The following is a 19891-nucleotide window of genomic DNA, read 5'->3' on the forward strand; positions in this document are numbered from 1 at the left end:
GTCAGCGCGCCTCGATCCGCACCGTGCGCTCGCCCAGACGCAGCGACCAACCCGGGCCGACGCTCGCGCGCGTGCCCGCCGGCAGGGTCGCCGCCGTCCCGTCGGGACGCACCACGAGCGTGCCGTTGGTCGAGCCGCGGTCCACGACCCACAGCGTCCCGGGCTCGGCGGGGCCGAACGCGAGGTGCGTCTTCGACAGCGACCGCGCCGGGTCGTCGATCGCCACGACGTGCTCGACGTCGCCCTGGGGCGCGCGCCCCACGACGCCCTCACCCAGCACGTCGACGCGCTCACCCGTGTCGAACACCAGGCGCAGGCCGGGCGGCACGGGCGGCTGACCGGTCACGGGCGTGCGCAGGCGCGTGAGCTCGATGTCGTCGAGCTCCTCCGTCCAGCGCGGGTGGTCCGCCGCCGCCCGCGCGATCGGCTGCGCGGCGGTCGACGTGTCCTCGACGCGCGCGGCCGCGGGCTCGACCCGGTCATGGCCCGCCGGCGGGGTGTCGCCCGGCGTGCGCCGCGCCTCACCGGCGAGCGTGTCGGACCAGCCCGACGTGGGCGCGGGCGGGGCCGGCTCGGCGGACGTGGGCTGCGTGCGGGCGGGCGGGCCCGTGATGAGGCCGTCGGCCGGCGGGCGCTCGGTGGGCCGGCCCGTCCCGACGCCCGGCGGGAGCGGCACGAGACCGATCGTGGCGGCGGGCTCCGGCTCCGCTGCCGCGGCGCCCGCCGCCGGCTCCGCCGGGGGCGCAGCCGCGACGGGCGGCGCGGTGACGGGCGGGGTGGTGACGGGCGCAGCGGTCACGGGCGCAGCGGTCACGGGCGCGGGGGTCACGGGTGCGGGGGCGACGGGTGCGGGGGCGACCGGCGCGGGAACAGGGGCGGGAGCAGGCGCCGGCGCAGACGACGGCGGCGGCGGGGGCACGGGCCCGACCGCGCGCGCCACGGCCCGGTCCCACGCCTGCGCGGGGTCCTCGGACCGAGCGACCCCCGTCGCGTTCGCGAGCAGGACGATCGTGCCCGCGGCCTTGTCGTGCCAGCCCCGCTGCGCGGGCGTCTTGTCGAACACGCCCGACGCCACGACGAGCCACTCCCCGACGAGGCACGCGACGTAGCCGAGTCCCACGACGAGCTGCCGGACGAAGATGCGCAGCAGACCTGCGGGACGGCCGGTCTCGGCCGACACCGTCCGTATCCCCAGCAGCGCACCACCGACGGTCGCGCCGGTGACCGACTCGCAGATCCACAGCGCGAGCCCGCCGAGCCCGCCCAGCAGGGACGGCAGGAACGACGCCGCGCTCGGGCGCGCTCCCGCCTCGGGGGTGCCCGCGACGGCCAGCGAGATCACCACGCCCAGCCCGGCGAGCAGCGAGAGCGCGGCGAGGTCGATCGCGTACGCGGCGACGCGGCGCCCGACGGGCGCAACGCTCCCCGGCACGACCGGGAACGTCCCGGCCGCACGCGCGTCGCGACGCCCACCGCCGCTCGGCGGTGCGGCGACCGACGCGGCGGTGACCGGCTCCGAGCCCCACGCGGTCGCGGCCGTCGTGGGCGCAGGAGCCGGCGCGGCGGTCGCGGCGGGCGCGCTCGGGGGCACGTCGCGCGACGTCCGGACGGGGTCGTCGGCAGCGGGTACGGCAGCGGGTACGGCAGCGGGTACGGGGGCGGGTACGGGTCCGGGCGCCGGCGGCGCGGGCGGGGCCTGGACGCGCGCGCCACACTCGGCGCAGAACATCGCCCCCGCCTCGAGCTCAGCCCCGCACGTCCCGCACAGCTTGCCGCTCACGCTCGCCACCCTCCTCGTCGCGGTGGCCGGTCCGCTCGCGCGCTCCCCGGCCTGCCGCGAGCATCGTGCCAGATGCGCCCGATGCGTTCGCCCGGTCCGTGCACAGCACCGCACGAGCAGGTCGTACCGCGAGACGCGCGGGGCCCGAGGTGTCCCCCGCACGGGTGGTGCGCGGGGTGCGACGGCCCGTCGTCAGGAGGCGCGGTCGACGAGTGCGTCGGCGAAGGAGACGAGCGCGTCCTTGACCGGCCCGGCCGGCAGCGGCTCGAGCACGCGCACGGCGTCGTGCGCGAGCGCGACCGCCTGGTCCCGGGTCTCGTCGAGGACGGCGTGGGCCCGCAGCAGCGCGACGGCCTCGTCGAGCGCGGCGTCGTCGGACAGGTCCCCGTCGAGGCGCGCGAGCAGCGCCCGGTCCTCGTCGCTCGCGGCGGGACCCGCGCAGCGGGCTCGCAGCAGGAGCACGGGCATCGTCGGGACACGCTCGCGCAGGTCCGTCCCGGGGGTCTTGCCGGTCAGCGCACCGTCGGAGGTGAGGTCGATGACGTCGTCGGCGAGCTGGAAGGCGACACCGATGCGCTCGCCGAACTCCATGACGATGGAGACGACCTCGGGCGTGCAGCCGGCGAACATCGCGCCGAGCCGCGCGGACGTCGCGAGCAGCGACGCGGTCTTGTCGGCGAGCACCTGCAGGTAGTGCGCGACCGGGTCGTCACCCTCGCGCGGGCCGACCGTCTCGTGGAGCTGGCCGAGGCACAACCGCTCGAACGTGCGCGCCTGGATGCGCACCGCCTCGGGGCCGAGGCCGGCGACGGTCGTGGAGGCCCGGGCGAACAGGAGGTCGCCCGTGAGGATCGCGACGGAGTTGCCCCAGACCTCGTGCGCGGACGGCGCACCGCGGCGCAGCGGTGCGGAGTCCATGACGTCGTCGTGGTAGAGCGTCGCGAGGTGCGTGAGCTCGACGACGACGGCAGCGTCGATGACCTCCCGGCGCGCCCCGTCACCCAGCTCGGCGACGAGCAGGGTCAGCAGCGGGCGCAGGCGCTTCCCGCCGGCGTTGACCAGGTGGCGCGACGCCGAGTCCGCGAGGGCGTCGGCGTTGCCGACCGCGTCACGCAGTGCCTCCTCGACGAGGGCGAGGCGCGCGGTGAGCCGGTCGGCAAGGGCCTGGTCGGCCAGCGGGATGGCCGCGGTCGAAGTCACGAGACGAACCTATCCCGGCCACGAGGGTGCGCCAGCACGCCCGACCGGGCGTAACGGACGAACCGGACGGTGATCTCGGGAGCCGGACCGGGCCTGGTCAGGGCAGGAACCTCGCGACGTCGGAGATGAGGTCGAGCACGGGCGTCGGGAACACGCCGAGCACGACCGTGAGGACGGCGGCGACCGCGATCGCGACCGCGGCGAGCCCTTCGGACGGCACGACCGTCGTCGTGGTCGTCGCGGTCGGCGCGGCCACGAGCGTCGCGACGGCGGACGACCCGTCGGCCCCGGCGAGCGTGACGTCCTCGCCCGGTGCGGCGTTCTCGTCGGACGCGCGGCCCTCGACGACCGGTGCGGCGGCGTCCTCGTCGGACGGCTCCACGGCGGCCTCGTCGCGGCCGGGCGCGGGCGTGAAGTACATCAGCACGATGATCCGCACGTAGAAGAACGCGGCCGCGGCCGAGCTCAGCACGCCGACGAGTGCGAGCGGCCAGGCACCGCCGTCGACCGCGGCGGAGAACACGGCGAACTTCCCGATGAACCCCGCGGTGAGCGGGATGCCCGCGAAGGACAGCAGGAACAGCGCGAACGCGCCCGCGAGCGCGGGATGCGTGCGCCCGAGCCCGGCCCACTGCGACAGGTGCGTGGCCTCGCCGAGCACGCTGGTGCGCAGGTCCTCGTCCCCGGCCTCGGCGAGCTCGTCGGCCGCCGCGTCGGTCGTCGCCTGCGGGACCGTGCGCTCACGCACGAGCCACACCACGCCGAACGCCCCGACCGTCGCGACGCCGTACACCAGCAGGTAGAACAGCACCGCGCTGACGCCCGCCTCGTCGAGCGCGACGACGCCCGTGAGGATGAACCCCGCGTGGGCGATCGACGAGTACGCGAGCAGGCGCTTGATGTCCGTCTGGACGAGCGCCACGACCGTGCCGACGACCATGGTGGCGATCGCGACGGTCCACAGGAACACGTCGAGGTCCCACTGCAGGCCGGGGAAGATCGTGTAGTACACGCGCAGCAGCGCACCGAACGCGGCGACCTTGGTGCACGCGGCCATGAAGCCGGTGATCGGGGTCGGGGCGCCCTGGTAGGCGTCGGGCGTCCACGAGTGGAACGGCACCGCGCCGACCTTGAACAGCAGGCCGACGAGCAGCAGCACGGCGCCGACGAGCAGCAGCGGGTCGAGCGCCGAGGGCGTGCCCGTGGCGGCGGCGATCTCCGAGTAGCGCAGCGTGCCCGAGTAGCCGTAGACGAGCGCGACGCCGAAGATCAGCAGCGCGGACGCGAACGCACCGAGCAGGAAGTACTTGAGCGCGGCCTCCTGCGAGAGCAGGCGGCGGCGGCGCGCCATGCCGGTCAGCAGGTACAGCGGCAGCGAGAGCACCTCGAGCGCGACGAACAGCGTGAGCAGGTCGCCGGTCGCGGGCAGGATCATCATGCCGCCGGTCGCGAGGAGCAGCAGCGGGTAGACCTCTGTCTGCGTGAGCCCCTTGCGCCGTGCGAGCTCCTCGTAGTCCGAGCCGGGGATCGACGCCGCGGTGGGCGCGAACGCGTCCTCGCCGGTGGCCGTGCGGTCGGCGACGACGAGCAGCGCGAGCAGGGTGAGGACCGCGATGACGCCCTGGATGACGAGCGTCGGGCCGTCGACGAGCAGCGAGCCGTCGAGCACGTCCGTCCCGCCGGACGACGAGACGCCGTCCCACAGCGCCGCGACCGCGACGATCGCGCCGACGGGCGCGCCGAACGCGAGCACGAGCTGTGCGGCCCGCCGCGCGCGGTCGGGCACGAACGCCTCGACGAGCACGCCGACGATGCCCGCGACGAGCACGATCACGACGGGGCTGAGCGCGCCCCAGGCGATCTCCGGTGCGGTGAAGCTCACTGGTCGCTCCCTTCGAGAGCAGCGGCCGGGACGTCCTGCACGCCGACGACGTCGAGCGTCACGGACGCGGGCGGACGCACGAGGTCGAGCGCGGGGCCAGGGACGAAGCCGAGCACGAGCATCGCGGCGACGAGCGGCGCGACGGCCCACCGCTCGGTCGCGGTGACGTCGCGGAAGCCCGCGACCTCCTCGCGCGGCGGCCCGGTGAAGATGCGCTGGTAGGTCCACAGCACGTAGATCGCGGCGAGCACGACGCCGAGCGTCGCGACGACCGCGGCGGCCGGGTGCCGGGCGAACGTGCCGACGATGACCATGAACTCGGACACGAACGTCGACAGACCCGGCAGCGACAGGGCGGACAGGCCGGCGACGAGGAACAGGCCCGCCAGGACGGGCACGACCTTCTGCAGGCCGCCGAAGGCGTCGATCCGCTGCGAGCCGCGGCGCGCGACGAGGAAGCCGGCGATCAGGAACAGCGCACCGGTCGAGAGCCCGTGGTTGACCATGTAGAACGACGAGCCCGCGACCGACGTCGACGTGAACGCGAAGATGCCGAGCACGATGAACCCGAAGTGCGACACGGACGTGTACGCGATGAGCCGCATGAGGTCCTTCTGGCCGATCGCGAGCAGCGCGCCGTAGAGGATCGACACGACCGCGAGCACGATGACGACGGGCGCGGCCCACCGCGACGCCTGCGGGAACAGCGGCAGGCAGAGCGTGAGCATGCCGAACGTGCCGACCTTGTCGAGCACGCCGACCAGCAGGGTCGACGTGCCGGCGGGTGCCTGCTCGGCGGCGTCGGGCAGCCACGTGTGCACGGGGAACATGGGCGCCTTGATCGCGAACGCGATGAAGAACGCGACGAACAGCCACCGCTCGGTGCCGGTCGACAGGTCGAGCCCGGTGAGCTTCTCGGTGAGGAAGCCGTCCTCGCCGCGCGGGCCCTGCAGGTACAGCGCGATGACGCCGACGAGCATGATCAGGCCGCCCGCGAGCGAGTAGAGCAGGAACTTCACGGCCGCGTACCGGCGCTCGGCTCCCCCGTACCCGCCGATCATGAAGTACACGGGGATGAGCATGGCCTCGAACAGCACGTAGAACAGGAAGACGTCACGTGCGGCGAACACCGCGACGATGAACGCCTCGAGCACGAGCGCGAGCGCGAGGTAGTGGCGCAGCGCGTCGCTCGTCGTGGTGCCCGAGCCCTGCTCGCGCCACGCCGCGAGGACGACGAGCGGGACGAGCAGCACGGACATCGCGATGAGCGCGAGGCCCACGCCGTCGACCCCGACCGCGTAGGACGCGCCGATCGCGGGGATCCACCGGTGCGTCTCGGTGAGCTGGACGGTGCCGGCGTCGGCGGTGTCGAACGCGGTGAGCGCGAGGCCGAGCAGGACGAGCTCGACGAGCGCGACACCGAGCGCCACGACGCGCGCCCGGGGGCGCAGCGCCCTCGGCGCGAACCACAGCACCAGCGCACCGAGGACCGGCCACGCGATCAGCGTGGTCAGCCAGGGGAAGTCGGGCGACATCGCTCTCCTCAGCTCTGGACGGCCAGCACGACGACGAGGAGGACCACGAGGCCTCCGAGCATCGTCGCGGCGTACGTGCGGACGTATCCGGTCTGCAGGCGGCGCAGCAGCGCGCCCAGACCGACGGTCGCGTGCGTGACCCCCTTGACCCCGCCGTCGACGACCGCGTGGTCGGCGTAGACCAGCGAGCGCGTCAGGTGCTGCCCGGGCTCGACCAGCACGGCGTCGTTGACGGCGTCCTGGTAGAGGTCGACGCGCGCGGCGCGCGTGAGCGCGGTGCCGAGCGGCGGGACGACGGGCACGGTCGCGGTCGCGTACCGGCGCCACGCCAGCACGAGGCCGGCGACGACCACGGTGAGCGTGAGGGCGATGAGCACACCGGCGGGCAGGACGGGCTCCTCGTGCTCGACGTGCCCCGTGACGGGCTCGAGCCAGCCGGTGAACCGGTTGCCGAGCGCGAGGAACAGGCCGAGGCCGACCGAGCCGACCGCGAGGACGATCATCGGCCACGTCATGAGGGCCGGTGACTCGTGCGGGTGCTGCTCGGAGCCGTCCTTGCGGGTGGTCCAGCGGCGCTCGCCCTCGAACGTCATGAAGAACAGGCGCGACATGTAGAACGCCGTGATGCCGGCGCCGACGAGGGCCACCGTCCCGAACACCCACGCGCGCCACTGCGCGCCGTCGGTGGGGATGAACGCGGCCTCGATGATCTTGTCCTTGGAGAAGAAGCCGGAGAACGGCGGGATCCCGAGGATCGCGAGCCAGCCCATCATGAACGTGATCCAGGTGACCTTCATGTAGCGGGCCAGGCCGCCGAAGCGGCGCATGTCCACCTGGTCGTCCATGCCGTGCATGACGGACCCGGCACCGAGGAACATCCCGGCCTTGAAGAACCCGTGCGTCACCAGGTGGAAGATCGCGAACGCGTAGCCGACGGGGCCGAGGCCGGCCGCGAGCACCATGTAGCCGATCTGCGACATCGTCGACGCCGCGAGGGCCTTCTTGATGTCGTCCTTGGCGCAGCCGACGATCGCCCCGAACAGCAGCGTGATCGCGCCGACGACCACGACGACGAGCTGCGCGCTCGGCGCGGCCTCGAAGATCGCACCCGAGCGCACGATCAGGTACACGCCCGCGGTGACCATCGTCGCGGCGTGGATGAGCGCCGAGACGGGGGTCGGGCCGGCCATCGCGTCACCCAGCCAGGACTGCAGCGGGAACTGCGCCGACTTGCCGCACGCCGCGAGCAGCAGCATGAGGCCGATCGCGGTGAGCGTCCCCTCGCTCGCGTGCGCCGCCGGGTCGGCGAGGACGGTCCCGAAGTCGAGCGCGCCGAAGTGCGCGAACATCAGGCCCATCGCGACGAGCAGGCCCACGTCACCGACACGGTTCGCGACGAACGCCTTCTTGGCGGCCACCGCGTACGGCGTGTTGTGGTTCCAGAACCCGATGAGCAGGTAGGACGCCAGACCGACGCCCTCCCAGCCGACGAACAGCAGCACGAACGAGTCGGCGAGCACGAGCAGGAGCATCGCGGCGACGAACAGGTTCAGGTACGCGAAGAACCGGCGACGGTCGGTGTCGTGCTCCATGTACGCCACGGAGTAGACGTGGATGAGCGTGCCGACGAACGTCACGAGCAGCACGAACGTGAGCGACAGCGGGTCGAACCGCAGCCCCGCGTCGAGGTGCAGCGCACCCGCGTCGATCCACGTCCCGAGCCGCAGGTCCCACACCCGCGAGGATGCGTCCTGCCCGAGGACCTCGAGCATCGCGAGCAGGCCGACGACGAACGCGCCGGTGGAGGCGAGCACGCCGAGCCAGTGCCCCCACCGGTCGGCACGCCGGCCGAGGAGCAGCAGCACGGCCGCGGAGGCGAGCGGCAGGGCGACCACCAGCCAGGCGAACGACCAGACACCGCCGGAGGCGGTCGCCCCGGCCGGGTTCACCACCGGGGACACCGCGGGCAGGGTCGCCGCGAGGGCAAGAGAGTGCACAGCCGTCCCCTCAGCTCTTCAGCAGGTTGACGTCGTCGATCGAGGCCGACCGACGGGTACGGAAGATCGCCACGATGATCGCGAGCCCGACGACGACCTCGGCGGCGGCCACGACCATCACGAAGAACGCGAGCACCTGGCCCGTGAGCTCGCCGTGCATGCGCGAGAACGTCACGAGGCAGAGGTTGGTGGCGTTGAGCATGAGCTCGACGCCCATGAACGCGATGATCGCGTTGCGGCGCAGCAGCACGGCCGCCGCACCGATCGAGAACAGGATCCCCGACAGCACGAGGTAGTGGGTGAGCGTCACTTGCCCTCCTCCGAGTCCGGTGCGCCGGCGTCCACGCCCGCGACCGCATCCGCGATGCGCGGCTCGCCGATCGGCGCCGACTGCGGCTCGGCGTGCGGCGGCGGGGTGGTGCCCTGCTCGTCGGACGCGCTCGTGCCGCGGTCGACCGCCGCCTTGCCCGCGAGCACGCGGTCGATCCGCGCGGCGTACTCCGCGGCGTCGGCCTCCTGGCCGCGCACGCGCAGCACGCGCGGCACCGAGCTCTCGATCGGCTGCCCGTACGGGTCGAGCGCGGGCACGTCCATGGCGTTGTGCTTGGCGTACACGCCCGGCGCGGGCAGCGGCGCGAGGTGCTGCCCGTCGCGCACGCGCGCCTCGGCGCGCTCGCGCTGGCCGAGGCGCGGGGTGAGCCGGCGGCGGTGCGTGTAGACGAGGGCGCCGAGCGCGGCGGTCACGAGCAGTGCGCCGACCACCTCCATCGCGAACACGTACCTGCCGAAGATCAGGTGCGCGATGCCCACGGGGTTGGACGCCTCGTTGGCGCCGCCCAGCCCGGTGGGCTCGGGGTACGCGGCGGTCCCGATCACGCCCGCGAGCACGACCAGCAGCCCGAGCCCTGCCACCCAGCCGATCCAGCGCTGCCCGCGGATGGTCTCGACGAGCGAGTCCGCGGTGCTCACGCCGACGAGCATGAGGACGAACAGGAACAGCATCATGATCGCGCCGGTGTAGACGACCACCTGGACGACGCCGAGGAAGACCGCACCCTGCGTGACGTACATGAACGCGAGGCAGATCATCACGAGGATGACCGACAGCGCGGCGTGCACGGCCTTGCGCGCGAAGAGCAGCCCGAGCGACGCGAGGACCATGACGGGCGCGAGCACCCAGAACAGGACGGCCTCGGCGGTGGACGGGTCCCCGGCCGAGTCGACCGCGCGGGGCAGCGCCCCGACGGCGGGCAGGCTCGAGGTGAGGTCGGCGGCCAGCGCGGCCGCCGAGAGCGCTGCGCTCATCGGGCACCGCCCTGGCGGTGCGCGGCGGCGACGTTCGCGGCCATGGCCGCTGCGGTGGGCCCGACCTGCTCGGCCGGGGTGAGCCCCGGTCCCTCGGGCAGCGTCGGGTCGTCGGGCCGCTGCTCGCGGACCCAGTCCTGCTGCGCCTGCGTGGCCCCGGTGACCTCGCCGCGGTAGTAGTCGGTGTCGGTCGTGCCCTCGGCCATGGGGTGCGGCGCCGCGAGCATGCCGTCACGCAGCGGCGCGAGGAGGTCCTGCTTCTCGTAGATCATCCCGGCGCGCGTCGGCCCCGCGAGCTCGTAGTCGTTCGTCATCGTCAGCGCGCGCGTGGGGCACGCCTCGATGCACAGCCCGCAGAAGATGCAGCGCAGGTAGTTGATCTGGTAGACGCGGCCGTAGCGCTCCCCGGGCGAGTACTGCTCGTCGGGGGTGTTGTCCCCGGCCTCGACGTAGATCGCGTCCGCGGGGCACGCCCACGCGCACAGCTCGCAGCCGATGCACTTCTCCAGGCCGTCGGCGTAGCGGTTGAGCTGGTGACGGCCGTGGTAGCGCGGCTTCGTCGGGACCGTCTCGCGCGGGTACTGCTCGGTGACGGTCTTGCGGAACATGTTCGACAGCGTCACGCCGAACCCGCCGACGGGGGCGAGCAGCGCGCGCAGGCCCGACGACTGCGGGATGAGCGACTCGTACTGCGGTGCCGCGGGCGCTCCCACCTCCGAGGCGGGCTTGCGGGCGACGGCCTTGCCCCCGGCGGGCGCACCGGCCTGCTGCGGGCGCGGGGCGGGCGGCTTCTTGCGCGGCTCAGCCACCGTGCACCTCCTTCGTGTCGGTCTGCGCATCGGGCTCGTCGGGCTCGCCCGGGGCACCCGCGGGCACGCGCGCCCGGCGCGGCGACGGCGGGAGCACCTGACCGGGCAGGGGCGGGACGGGGTAGCCGTCGGCGAACGCGTCGAGGACGCGCGGCGGCGTCGCCGGCTCCGGGCGCTTCTTCTCGGGGACGAACAGCGAGATCACCACGCCGACCGCCACGATGCCCGCGATGACGAACAGGATGGTCCGCAGCTCGAGGTCCGCGAACTCGGGGAACTGGCGCAGCCCCTGCACGACGGCGACCAGGACGAGCCACGCGAGCGCGGCGGGGATGAGCACCTTCCAGCCGAGCTTCATGAACTGGTCGTACCGGAACCGCAGCACCGAGCCGCGCACCCAGACGAAGAAGAACATGAGCGCCCACAGCTTCGCCAGGAACCACAGCACGGGCCACCAGCCCTGCTGCAGGAAGTGGTCGGCCGGGATGAACGGCGCGCGCCAGCCGCCGAGGAACAGCGTCGTCGCGACCGCGGAGACGTTGAGCATGTTGATGTACTCCGCGAGGAAGAACCACGCGAACTTCATCGACGAGTACTCGGTCATGTAGCCGGAGACCAGCTCACCCTCGGCCTCGGGGAGGTCGAACGGCAGACGGTTGGTCTCGCCGACCATCGAGATCACGTAGATCACGAACGCGGGCAGCAGCGGCAGGAACCACCACAGCTGCGTCTGCGAGGACACGATCTGCGACGTCGACATCGACCCGGCGAGCACGAACACGCTGACCAGCGACAGGCCCATCGCGAGCTCGTAGGAGATCACCTGGGCGGTGGAGCGCACACCACCGAGCAGCGGGTACGTCGAGTTCGACGACCAGCCGCCGAGGACGATGCCGTACACGCCGACCGACGCGCACGCGAGGATGTACAGCACGGCGACCGGGAAGTCGGTGAGCTGCAGCGGCGTCTCGACGCCGAACATGCTCACGGTCGGCCCGAGCGGGATCACCGCGAACGTCAGCAGCGAGCAGAACACCGCGATGAGCGGCGCGACGATGTACACGACCTTGTCGGCCGCCTTGACCGTCATGTCCTCCTTGAACAGGAGCTTCATGGCGTCGGCGAGCGACTGCAGCAGGCCGAACGGTCCGTGCACGTTGGGGCCGGGGCGCACCTGCATGCGCGCGACGACCTTGCGCTCGAACCAGATCGCGAACAGCACGCTCGTGAGCAGGAACACGAGGATCGCGACGGCCTTGATGAGCCAGATCCACCACGTGTCGTTCGAGAAGTCGGCCGTGACCGGCGCGACGGGCTCGGCGAGCAGGATCGTGTGCACGTCAGACCTCCTCGTCCTGCGTGACGACGGTGCCGGGTGCGAGCCGCACCAGGTCACCGCCGACGGCGTGCAGCGTGTCGCGCACGGCCGAGCCGGGCGCGTTCGTCGGCAGCCAGACGACGAAGTCCGGCACGTCGCTGACCTGCGCCGGCAGCGTCACGGTCCCGGCGTCGGTGCTCACCGCGAGCGGCGCGCCGTCGGCCACGCCGACCGACGCCGCGGTCGCTGCCGAGACGCGTGCGACGGGTCGCTTGGCCGTGCCGGCCAGGTGCGGCTCGCCGTCCTGCAGCCGGCCCGCGTCGAGCAGCTGGTGCCACGTCGCGAGGACCGCGTGGCCCGCGGGCACGGCGGGCGGCTCGCCGGGCCGGACGTCGGGCGCGTCGAGCCGCGTCCCGTCCCACCCGCCGAGCTGGTCGAGCTCCGCGTGCACGTCGCTCACCGAGCCGAGCCCGAGGTCGACCCCGAGCTCCGCGGCGAGCCCGTGCAGCACGCGGTGGTCGCTCAGCGCGTGGGACACGAGCGCCTGCGGGAACGGCCGCGGTCGGCCCTCCCACGTGACGAACGTGCCCGGCTTCTCGACCGGCGGCGCGACGGGCAGCACCACGTCCGCCCGCTCCGTGACGGCCGACGGGCGCACCTCGAGCGAGAGCACGAAGCGGGCCTTCTCGAGCGCGTCGCGCGCGAGCGCCGGGTCCGGCAGGTCCGCCGGGTCCACGCCGCCGACGACGAGCCCGGCGAGCGAGCCGTCGCGCGCGGCGGCGACGATCTGCGTGACGCTGCGGCCGGGGGCCTCCGGGAGGTGCTCGACGCCCCACACCGCGGCGATGTCGACGCGCGCGGCCGCGTCCGCGACGGGGCGACCGCCCGGCAGCAGAGTCGGCAGCGTGCCTGCCTCGACCGCACCGCGCTCACCGGCGCGACGCGGCACCCACGCCACGCGCGCCCCCGTGCGGGCCGCGAGCCGCAGCACCGCGGAGAGCGCACCGGTCGACGACGCCGCGCGCTCACCGACGAGCACCACGGCACCGGGCGCGGCGAGCGCCTCGGCGGCGCGCGCGAGCACCGGCTCGTCGGAACCGGCGTCGATGCCCTCGATCACCTCGGCCTCGGTGCCGGGCGCGGCCGGCACGAGCGTGCCGGACAGGCGCTCCAGCCCGCGGCTCGCGAGCGCGGCCACCGACAGCACGGCCGTGCCGCGCTTGACGACGGCGTCGCGCAGCCGCAGGAACAGGATGCCGCCCTCCTCCTCGGCCTCGAGGCCGACGAGCAGCACGGTCGGCGCGGACGTCACGTCCGCGAACGTCACGTCCAGCGTGCGGCCCGCGACGTGGTGGCCGAGGAACGCGGCCTCCTCGTCGGAGTGCGGGCGCGCCCGGTGGTCGACGTCGTTGGTGCCGAGCACGACGCGCGCGAACTTGGCGTACGCGTACGCGTCCTCGAGCGTGACCCGGCCGCCGGGCAGCACGCCCACGCCGCCCGCGGCGAGCGCGTCGCGCAGGCCCGCGGCCGCGGCCCCGAAGGCCTCGACCCAGCTCGCGGGGCGCAGCTCGCCGCGCGTGCCGTCGGCGTTGCGGTCGCGCACCAGCGGGGTGGTGATGCGGTCCGGCGAGGACTGCCAGCGGAACGCGAAGCGGTCCTTGTCGGTGATCCACTCCTGGTTGACCGCCGGGTCCTCGCCCGCGAGGCGACGCATGACGACGCCGCGGCGGTGGTCGACGCGGATCGCGGAGCCCTGCGAGTCGTGCTCGGACACCCCGGGCGTGGAGACCAGGTCGAACGGGCGTGCGCGGAACCGGTAGGCGGCCGAGGTGAGGGCGCCCACGGGGCAGATCTGCACGGTGTTGCCCGAGAAGTACGACGCGAACGGCTGCCCGCTCGTGTCGAGCGTCGAGGCGCCGACGGGCACGTCGCCCGCGAAGCCGAGGACCTCGACGTCGAACGTGCCGATCTGCTGCTGCGCACCGCGCTTCTGCAGGTCGATCCAGACGTCGCCGGCGATCTCCTCGGAGAACCGCGTGCAGCGCTGGCACAGGATGCACCGCTCGCGGTCGAGCAGCACCTGCGTCGAGATCGCGATGGGCTTGGGGAACGTGCGCTTGACGTCGACGAACCGCGACGTGGCGCGGCCGTTGCTCATCGCCTGGTTCTGCAGCGGGCACTCGCCGCCCTTGTCGCACACCGGGCAGTCGAGCGGGTGGTTGATGAGCAGCAGCTCCATGACGCCGTGCTGGGCCTTGTCCGCCTCGGGCGACGTGTGCTGCGTCTTGACCTGCATGCCCGGCGTGGCCTCGAGCGTGCACGAGGCCTGCGGCTTGGGCATCTTGGCGAGGTTGCCGTCGCGGCCGGGCGCCCAGACCTCGACGAGGCACTGGCGGCACGCACCGGCGGGTGCGAGCAGCGGGTGGTCGCAGAACCGCGGGATCTGCACGCCGAGCTGCTCGGCGGCCCGGATGACGAGCGTGCCCTTGGGCACGGTCGTCTCGACGCCGTCGATGCTGAACGTGACCGTGTCCGCCGGCACGGGCGCGGCGACGGGCGGGGCGGCCGGGACGAGCGGCGACCCCGTCTGCGAGCGGTCCGAGGTGATCGTCATGCGTGCACCCCCGCGAGTGCCGCGCCGCGACGGCGAGGCGTGTAGTCGAACAGCGCGCTGCGCTCGGGCGGGAACAGGACGTCCGCGGGCGTGTGGCACCCGGCCTCGAACTCGTCCCGGAAGTACTGGATGGCGCTCGTCACGGGGCTCGTCGCACCGTCGCCGAGCGCGCAGAACGCGCGACCCAGGATGTTGTCGCACAGGTCGAGCAGCAGCTCGATGTCGGCGGGCGTGCCCTGACCGCGCTCGAGGCGCTGCATGACCTGCGCGAGCCAGAACGTGCCCTCGCGGCACGGCGTGCACTTGCCGCACGACTCGTGCTTGTAGAACTCCGTCCACCGCGTGACCGCACGGACCACCGAGGTGGTCTCGTCGAAGATCTGCAGCGCGCGCGTGCCGAGCATCGAGCCCGCGGCGCCCACCGACTCGTAGTCGAGCGGGACGTCGAGGTGCTCGGCCGTGAAGATCGGGGTGGACGAGCCGCCCGGGGTCCAGAACTTCAGCTCGTGGCCCTCGCGGACGCCGCCCGCCATCTCGAGCAGCTCACGCAGCGTGATGCCCAGCGGTGCCTCGTACTGGCCGGGCCGCGTGACGTGGCCCGACAGCGAGAACAGGCCGTGGCCGGTCGACCGCTCGGTGCCCATCTGCTTGAACCAGTCGGCCCCGCCGACCAGGATCCCGGGCACCGACGCGATCGACTCGACGTTGTTGACCACCGTCGGGCGCGCGTACAGGCCCGCGACCGCGGGGAACGGGGGCTTGAGGCGCGGCTGGCCGCGCAGGCCCTCGAGCGAGTCGAGCAGCGCGGTCTCCTCACCGCAGATGTACGCGCCGGCGCCGGCGTGCACCGTGACCTCGAGGTCGAAGCCCGAGCCCAGGACGTTCTTCCCGAGGTAGCCCTTCGCGTACGCCTCCTCGACCGCGCGCAGCAGGCGGCGGTACACGTGCACGACCTCGCCGCGCACGTAGATGAACGCGTGGTGGCAGCCGATCGCGTAGGACGTGATGGCCACGCCCTCGATGAGGTGCTGCGGGCTCGCCATCATGAGCGGGATGTCCTTGCAGGTCCCCGGCTCGGACTCGTCCGCGTTCACGACGAGGTAGCGCGGCCCGCCGTCGGGCGCGGGCAGGAAGCCCCACTTCATGCCCGTCGGGAAGCCCGCGCCACCGCGGCCGCGCAGGCCCGAGTCCTTGACCGCGGTGACCACGTCCGCCGCCGGCATCCCCAGCGCGCGCCGCAGGCCGCGGTAGCCGCCGTTGGCCTCGTACGTCGCCAGGCTCCAGGAGCGCTCGGCGTCCCAGTGGTCGGTGAGCACCGGTGCGAGGGTCGTCGCCATCGCTCAGTCCTCCTTCGCGTCGGACGAGGCCTGCTTGGTCTCCTGCTGCTGCGACGACGTGTCGCGCTCGCCCGTCACCGGGCGCTCCGCGCTCGACTGCTCGTCGCCCGTGCGGGGCTCGGACGCAGCGGCGCGGGCGGTCCCCGTCCGGGCGCGCGTCGTGGTCCGCGCGCTCGTGCGACGACGCTCGTCCTGGCCGGGCAGCGGCGGGGCGGTCCAACCCTGCTCGTGCGCGAGCACGGTGCCGCGCAGCGTCGCCTCACCGGCCCCGACACCCTCGTCGGCGCGGCCGTCGGGGAAGCCCGCGAGCACGCGCGACATCTCCTTGAACGTGACGACCTGGTCCGCGCCGCGCGTCGGCGCGACCGGCTCCCCGCGCGCAGCGCGTCGACGACCGCTGCCGCCGACTCGGGGGTCTGGTTGTCGAAGAACTCCCAGTTCACCATCACGACCGGCGCGTAGTCGCACGCGGCGTTGCACTCGACGCGCTCGAGCGTGACCTTGCCGTCCTCGGTGGTCTCGTCGTGCCCGATGCCGAGGTGGTCGCACAGGTGCTCGTAGATCGCGTCGCCGCCCATGACGGCGCACAGCGTGTTGGTGCACACGCCCACGGTGTAGTCGCCGTTGGGGTGGCGCTTGTACTGCGTGTAGAACGTCGCGACCGCGGACACCTCGGCCGTGGTCAGCCCGAGCGTCTGCGCGCAGAACGCGATGCCCCGCGGGCTGACGTAGCCGTCCTGCGACTGCACGAGGTGCAGCAGCGGCAGCAGCGCCGAGCGCTCCTGCGGGTAGCGCGCCTTGATCACGGTGGCGTCGGCCTCGAGCCGGGCGAGCGTCACGTCGTCGTACGACGCGGCGTGCACCCGGCCGGGCTCGCGCGGGACCAGCTCCTCGACGGACATCAGCGGTCCACCCCTCCGAGCACCGGGTCGATCGACGCGACGGCGACGACGACGTCGGCCACCTGGCCGCCCTCGCACACGATCGACGTCGCCTGCAGGTTGTTGAAGCTCGGGTCGCGGAAGTGCGCGCGGTACGGGCGCGTCCCGCCGTCCGAGACGAGGTGCACGCCGAGCTCGCCGCGCGGGTGCTCGACCGTCTGCCACACCTGGCCGGCCGGCACGCGGAAGCCCTCGGTCACCAGCTTGAAGTGGTGGATCAGGGCCTCCATCGAGGTGCCCATGATCTCCTTGATGTGCGCGAGCGAGTTGCCCATGCCGTCCGAGCCGATCGCGAGCTGTGCGGGCCACGCGATCTTCTTGTCCGCGACCATCACCGGCCCGGGGTTCTTCTCGAGCCGGTCGAGGGCCTGCCGCGCGATCTTGATCGACTGGTAGATCTCCTCGAGGCGGACCTCGACGCGACCCCAGGCGTCCTCGCTCGTCACGGTCGGGACGTCGAACTCGTACGTCTCGTACCCGCTGTACGGCGCGGCCTTGCGCACGTCGTACGGCAGGCCGGCAGAGCGCAGCATCGGGCCCGTGATCCCGAGGGCCATGCAGCCCGCGAGGTTGAGGACGCCGACGTCCTTGAGCCGCAGGTGCAGGATGGGGTTGGCCAGCATGAGGTCCTCGAGCTGGCGCAGGTAGTGCTCGACGTTCTTCAGCGCCTCGCGCGTCGCCTCGACCCCGCCCGCCGGCACGTCCTGCGCGACGCCACCGGGGCGGATGTACGCGTGGTTCATGCGCAGGCCGGAGATCAGCTCGAAGATCTTGAGGAGCTCCTCGCGCGCGGTGAAGCCGACCGTCATGATCGTCGTCGCGCCGAGCTCGTTGCCGCCGGTCGCGAGGCACACGAGGTGGCTCGTGATGCGGTTGAGCTCCATCATCAGCACGCGGATGACGCTCGCGCGCTCCGGCACGTCGTCCGTGACGCCCAGCAGCTTCTCCACCGCGAGGCAGTACGCGGCCTCCTGGAACAGGGGTGCCACGTAGTCCATGCGCGTGCAGAACGTCACGCCCTGGGTCCAGGTGCGGAACTCCATGTTCTTCTCGATACCTGTGTGCAGGTATCCGATGCCGGCGCGCGCCTCGGTGACGGTCTCGCCGTCGATCTCGAGCATGAGCCGCAGCACGCCGTGCGTGGACGGGTGCTGCGGGCCCATGTTGACGACGATGCGCTCCTCGCCGAGGCGGGCGGCCTCCTCGGCGATGTCCGACCAGTCGCCGCCGGACGCCTCGAACGAGGGGATGCCGGTGGTCTCGTCGTCGACGATGCCCGATGTGGCGCGCGGGGCGTGGGGGGCGGGGCGTGTGGTGCTCATCAGCTGTAGGACCTCCGCTGGTCCGCGGGCGGGACGGTCGCGCCCTTGTACTCGACCGGGATGCCGCCCAGCGGGTAGTCCTTGCGCTGGGGGTGGCCCGGCCAGTCGTCGGGCATCTCGATGCGGGCGAGGCCCGGGTGGCCGTCGAAGATGATCCCGAAGAAGTCGAACGTCTCGCGCTCGTGCCAGTCGTGGCCCGGGTAGACGCCCGTCGTCGACGGCATGTGGGGGTCGGCGTCGCTCACCGCGACCTCGAGGCGCAGGCGGCGCGAGTGCGTGACCGACGTGAGGTGGAAGACGGCGTGCAGCTCGCGGCCCGTGTCGTGCGGGTAGTGCACGCCCGAGACGCCCAGGCCGAGCTCGAAGCGCAGGTCCTGGTCGTCGCGCAGGTGCCGGCACACCTCGACGAGGTGGTCGCGCGCCACGTTGATCGTCAGCTCGCCGCGGTCCACGACGACCGACTCGACCGCGTTCGCGAAGCCGGTCCCCGACGCGTCGAGCAGCTCGGCGAGGATGTCGACCACCTCGTCGAACCACCCGCCGTACGGACGCTCGCTCGGCCCCGGCAGGAGCACGGTCGTCACGAGCCCGCCGAAGCCCGAGGTGTCCCCCGGCCCGTGCGCTCCGAACAGCCCGTGGCGCACGTCGACGACGTCGAGCGGCGTGCGCGCCGCGCCGGACGTCGCGGGCACGTGCTGCGAGCCCGACTCGAGCGCTGCCTCGGACGTGCGCTGCGCGTCGGTGGTGCCGTCGCCGGGCTTGACCGCCTCGGCCGCGTCCCTCTTCAGCTCGTCCTTCTTCGGCTCGTCGCTCATCGCAGCAGCCCCGTCATGTGCGAGGTGGGCGTGGCCGCCAGCGCCGCCGCCTCGGCCGCCGCGGCGGCCTCCTCGCGGTTCACGCCCAGCGGCTCGTTCTGGATCTGGTCGTGCAGCGTGAGGATCGCGTTGATGAGCATCTCCGGGCGCGGCGGGCAGCCCGGCAGGTAGATGTCCACGGGCACGACGTGGTCGACGCCCTGCACGATCGCGTAGTTGTTGAACATGCCGCCCGACGAGGCGCACACGCCCATCGACAGGACCCACTTCGGCTCGGACATCTGGTCGTAGACCTGCCGCACGACCGGCGCCATCTTCTGGCTCACCCGGCCCGCGACGATCATGAGGTCCGCCTGGCGCGGCGACGCCCGGAACACCTCCATGCCGAACCGCGACAGGTCGTAGCGCGGGGCACCCGCGGCCATCATCTCGATCGCGCAGCACGCGAGACCGAACGTGACGGGCCACAGCGACCCCTTGCGGAAGTAGCCGACGAGGTCCTCGATCGTCGTCAGCAGGAACCCGGAAGGTGCCTCCTCGATCCCCATGTCAGGACCTCCTCGTCGTCGTGCTCGTCGTGATCGTCGCCGCCCCTGACCGGGCGGCCCGTGACCTTCGTCCTACGTCCAGCCGGTTCAGTCCCACTCGAAGCCCCCGCGCCGCCACTCGTAGACGAACGGCACCGTGATGAGCACCAGGAACGCGAGCATCGCGACGAGCCCGTACAGCGCGAGCTCCACGAAGCTCACGGCCCACGGGTAGAGGAACACGACCTCGACGTCGAACACGATGAACGTCATCGCGACCAGGTAGTACTTGATCGGGAAGCGGCCGCCGCCCACGGCGTGCGGCGTGGGCTGGATGCCGCACTCGTACGCCTCGAGCTTGGCGCGGTTGTACCGCTTGGGGCCGATGATCGCGCTGGCGCCGACCCCGCCCAGGGCGAGGACGGCGGCGATGCCCATGAGCCACAGGAGCGGCACGTACGGGTTGGTCATCAGGCGTCCTTCCTCGGCGCTGAGGTGCTGCTGGTCAT

15 protein-coding genes and 1 pseudogene are annotated in these 19891 nt (G+C 73.1%); all 16 read right to left on the minus strand.

What is annotated here, in order from left to right; genetic code table 11:
- Nucleotide 1: 1 nt before the first annotated feature.
- A complete protein-coding gene (locus CBP52_RS18580; protein ID WP_157732571.1) occupies nucleotides 2-1780 on the minus strand; it encodes an RDD family protein in 1779 nt (592 codons plus the stop codon).
- A 192-nt stretch (nucleotides 1781-1972) separates the two neighbouring features.
- Entirely contained in the window at nucleotides 1973-2980 is a 1008-nt protein-coding gene (locus tag CBP52_RS09890; RefSeq protein ID WP_094180801.1) for a polyprenyl synthetase family protein, read from the minus strand.
- Between the two features lie 97 nt (nucleotides 2981-3077).
- The gene (gene nuoN / locus CBP52_RS09895) at nucleotides 3078-4862 is read right to left on the minus strand and encodes an NADH-quinone oxidoreductase subunit NuoN (protein WP_094180802.1); all 1785 of its coding nucleotides are present in this window, start codon (nucleotides 4860-4862) and stop codon (nucleotides 3078-3080) included.
- The gene (locus CBP52_RS09900) at nucleotides 4859-6397 is read right to left on the minus strand and encodes an NADH-quinone oxidoreductase subunit M (protein ID WP_094180803.1); all 1539 of its coding nucleotides are present in this window, start codon (nucleotides 6395-6397) and stop codon (nucleotides 4859-4861) included. Before CBP52_RS09900 ends, nuoN begins: the two co-directional genes overlap by 4 nt.
- A gap of 8 nt (nucleotides 6398-6405) precedes the next feature.
- Nucleotides 6406-8394: an NADH-quinone oxidoreductase subunit L gene (nuoL, locus tag CBP52_RS09905; RefSeq protein WP_094180804.1), complete on the minus strand. Its 1989-nt coding sequence runs from the start codon at nucleotides 8392-8394 to the stop codon at nucleotides 6406-6408.
- 10 nt (nucleotides 8395-8404) lie between these two features.
- Nucleotides 8405-8704 carry an NADH-quinone oxidoreductase subunit NuoK gene (nuoK, locus tag CBP52_RS09910; RefSeq protein ID WP_094180805.1) on the minus strand — a complete coding sequence of 100 codons (300 nt, stop codon included), beginning with the start codon at nucleotides 8702-8704 and terminating at the stop codon, nucleotides 8405-8407.
- Nucleotides 8701-9699, minus strand: coding sequence for an NADH-quinone oxidoreductase subunit J (locus tag CBP52_RS09915; RefSeq protein WP_094180806.1), 999 nt, complete (start codon nucleotides 9697-9699; stop codon nucleotides 8701-8703). The genes nuoK and CBP52_RS09915 overlap by 4 nt, the downstream gene beginning before the upstream one ends.
- The gene (gene nuoI / locus CBP52_RS09920; RefSeq protein WP_094180807.1) at nucleotides 9696-10508 is read right to left on the minus strand and encodes an NADH-quinone oxidoreductase subunit NuoI; all 813 of its coding nucleotides are present in this window, start codon (nucleotides 10506-10508) and stop codon (nucleotides 9696-9698) included. The genes CBP52_RS09915 and nuoI overlap by 4 nt, the downstream gene beginning before the upstream one ends.
- On the minus strand, nucleotides 10501-11838 hold the full coding sequence (gene nuoH / locus CBP52_RS09925; protein ID WP_369826349.1) for an NADH-quinone oxidoreductase subunit NuoH: 1338 nt from the start codon (nucleotides 11836-11838) through the stop codon (nucleotides 10501-10503). The genes nuoI and nuoH overlap by 8 nt, the downstream gene beginning before the upstream one ends.
- A gap of 10 nt (nucleotides 11839-11848) precedes the next feature.
- On the minus strand, nucleotides 11849-14440 hold the full coding sequence (locus tag CBP52_RS09930; RefSeq protein WP_094180809.1) for an NADH-quinone oxidoreductase subunit G: 2592 nt from the start codon (nucleotides 14438-14440) through the stop codon (nucleotides 11849-11851).
- Nucleotides 14437-15777, minus strand: a complete 1341-nt coding sequence (nuoF, locus tag CBP52_RS09935; protein WP_094180810.1) for an NADH-quinone oxidoreductase subunit NuoF — start codon at nucleotides 15775-15777, stop codon at nucleotides 14437-14439. The genes CBP52_RS09930 and nuoF overlap by 4 nt, the downstream gene beginning before the upstream one ends.
- Before the next feature lie 3 nt (nucleotides 15778-15780).
- Nucleotides 15781-16679, minus strand: a pseudogene (gene nuoE / locus CBP52_RS09940) (NADH-quinone oxidoreductase subunit NuoE).
- The gene (locus tag CBP52_RS09945) at nucleotides 16679-18040 is read right to left on the minus strand and encodes an NADH-quinone oxidoreductase subunit D (RefSeq protein WP_094180811.1); all 1362 of its coding nucleotides are present in this window, start codon (nucleotides 18038-18040) and stop codon (nucleotides 16679-16681) included. Before CBP52_RS09945 ends, nuoE begins: the two are co-directional and overlap by 1 nt.
- Entirely contained in the window at nucleotides 18040-18855 is an 816-nt protein-coding gene (locus CBP52_RS09950; protein WP_094180812.1) for an NADH-quinone oxidoreductase subunit C, read from the minus strand. Before CBP52_RS09950 ends, CBP52_RS09945 begins: the two co-directional genes overlap by 1 nt.
- Nucleotides 18852-19403, minus strand: coding sequence for an NADH-quinone oxidoreductase subunit B family protein (locus CBP52_RS09955; protein ID WP_094180813.1), 552 nt, complete (start codon nucleotides 19401-19403; stop codon nucleotides 18852-18854). Before CBP52_RS09955 ends, CBP52_RS09950 begins: the two co-directional genes overlap by 4 nt.
- 87 nt (nucleotides 19404-19490) lie before the next feature.
- Nucleotides 19491-19853 (minus strand): NADH-quinone oxidoreductase subunit A, encoded by a 363-nt coding sequence (locus CBP52_RS09960; protein WP_094180814.1) that lies wholly within the window; start codon nucleotides 19851-19853, stop codon nucleotides 19491-19493.
- Nucleotides 19854-19891: the final 38 nt, after the last annotated feature.

This window comes from Cellulomonas sp. PSBB021, from assembly GCF_002240455.1.
GTDB lineage: Bacteria > Actinomycetota > Actinomycetes > Actinomycetales > Cellulomonadaceae > Cellulomonas > Cellulomonas uda.

Coding starts and splice junctions, on each gene's coding strand:
- CBP52_RS09945 (WP_094180811.1), bottom strand. CDS start 18,040: ATGAGCACCACACGCCCCGCCCCCCACGCCCCGCGCGCCACATCGGGC.
- CBP52_RS09950 (WP_094180812.1), bottom strand. CDS start 18,855: ATGAGCGACGAGCCGAAGAAGGACGAGCTGAAGAGGGACGCGGCCGAG.
- nuoF (WP_094180810.1), bottom strand. CDS start 15,777: ATGGCGACGACCCTCGCACCGGTGCTCACCGACCACTGGGACGCCGAG.
- CBP52_RS09900 (WP_094180803.1), bottom strand. CDS start 6,397: ATGTCGCCCGACTTCCCCTGGCTGACCACGCTGATCGCGTGGCCGGTC.
- CBP52_RS09915 (WP_094180806.1), bottom strand. CDS start 9,699: ATGAGCGCAGCGCTCTCGGCGGCCGCGCTGGCCGCCGACCTCACCTCG.
- CBP52_RS09960 (WP_094180814.1), bottom strand. CDS start 19,853: ATGACCAACCCGTACGTGCCGCTCCTGTGGCTCATGGGCATCGCCGCC.
- CBP52_RS09955 (WP_094180813.1), bottom strand. CDS start 19,403: ATGGGGATCGAGGAGGCACCTTCCGGGTTCCTGCTGACGACGATCGAG.
- CBP52_RS09930 (WP_094180809.1), bottom strand. CDS start 14,440: ATGACGATCACCTCGGACCGCTCGCAGACGGGGTCGCCGCTCGTCCCG.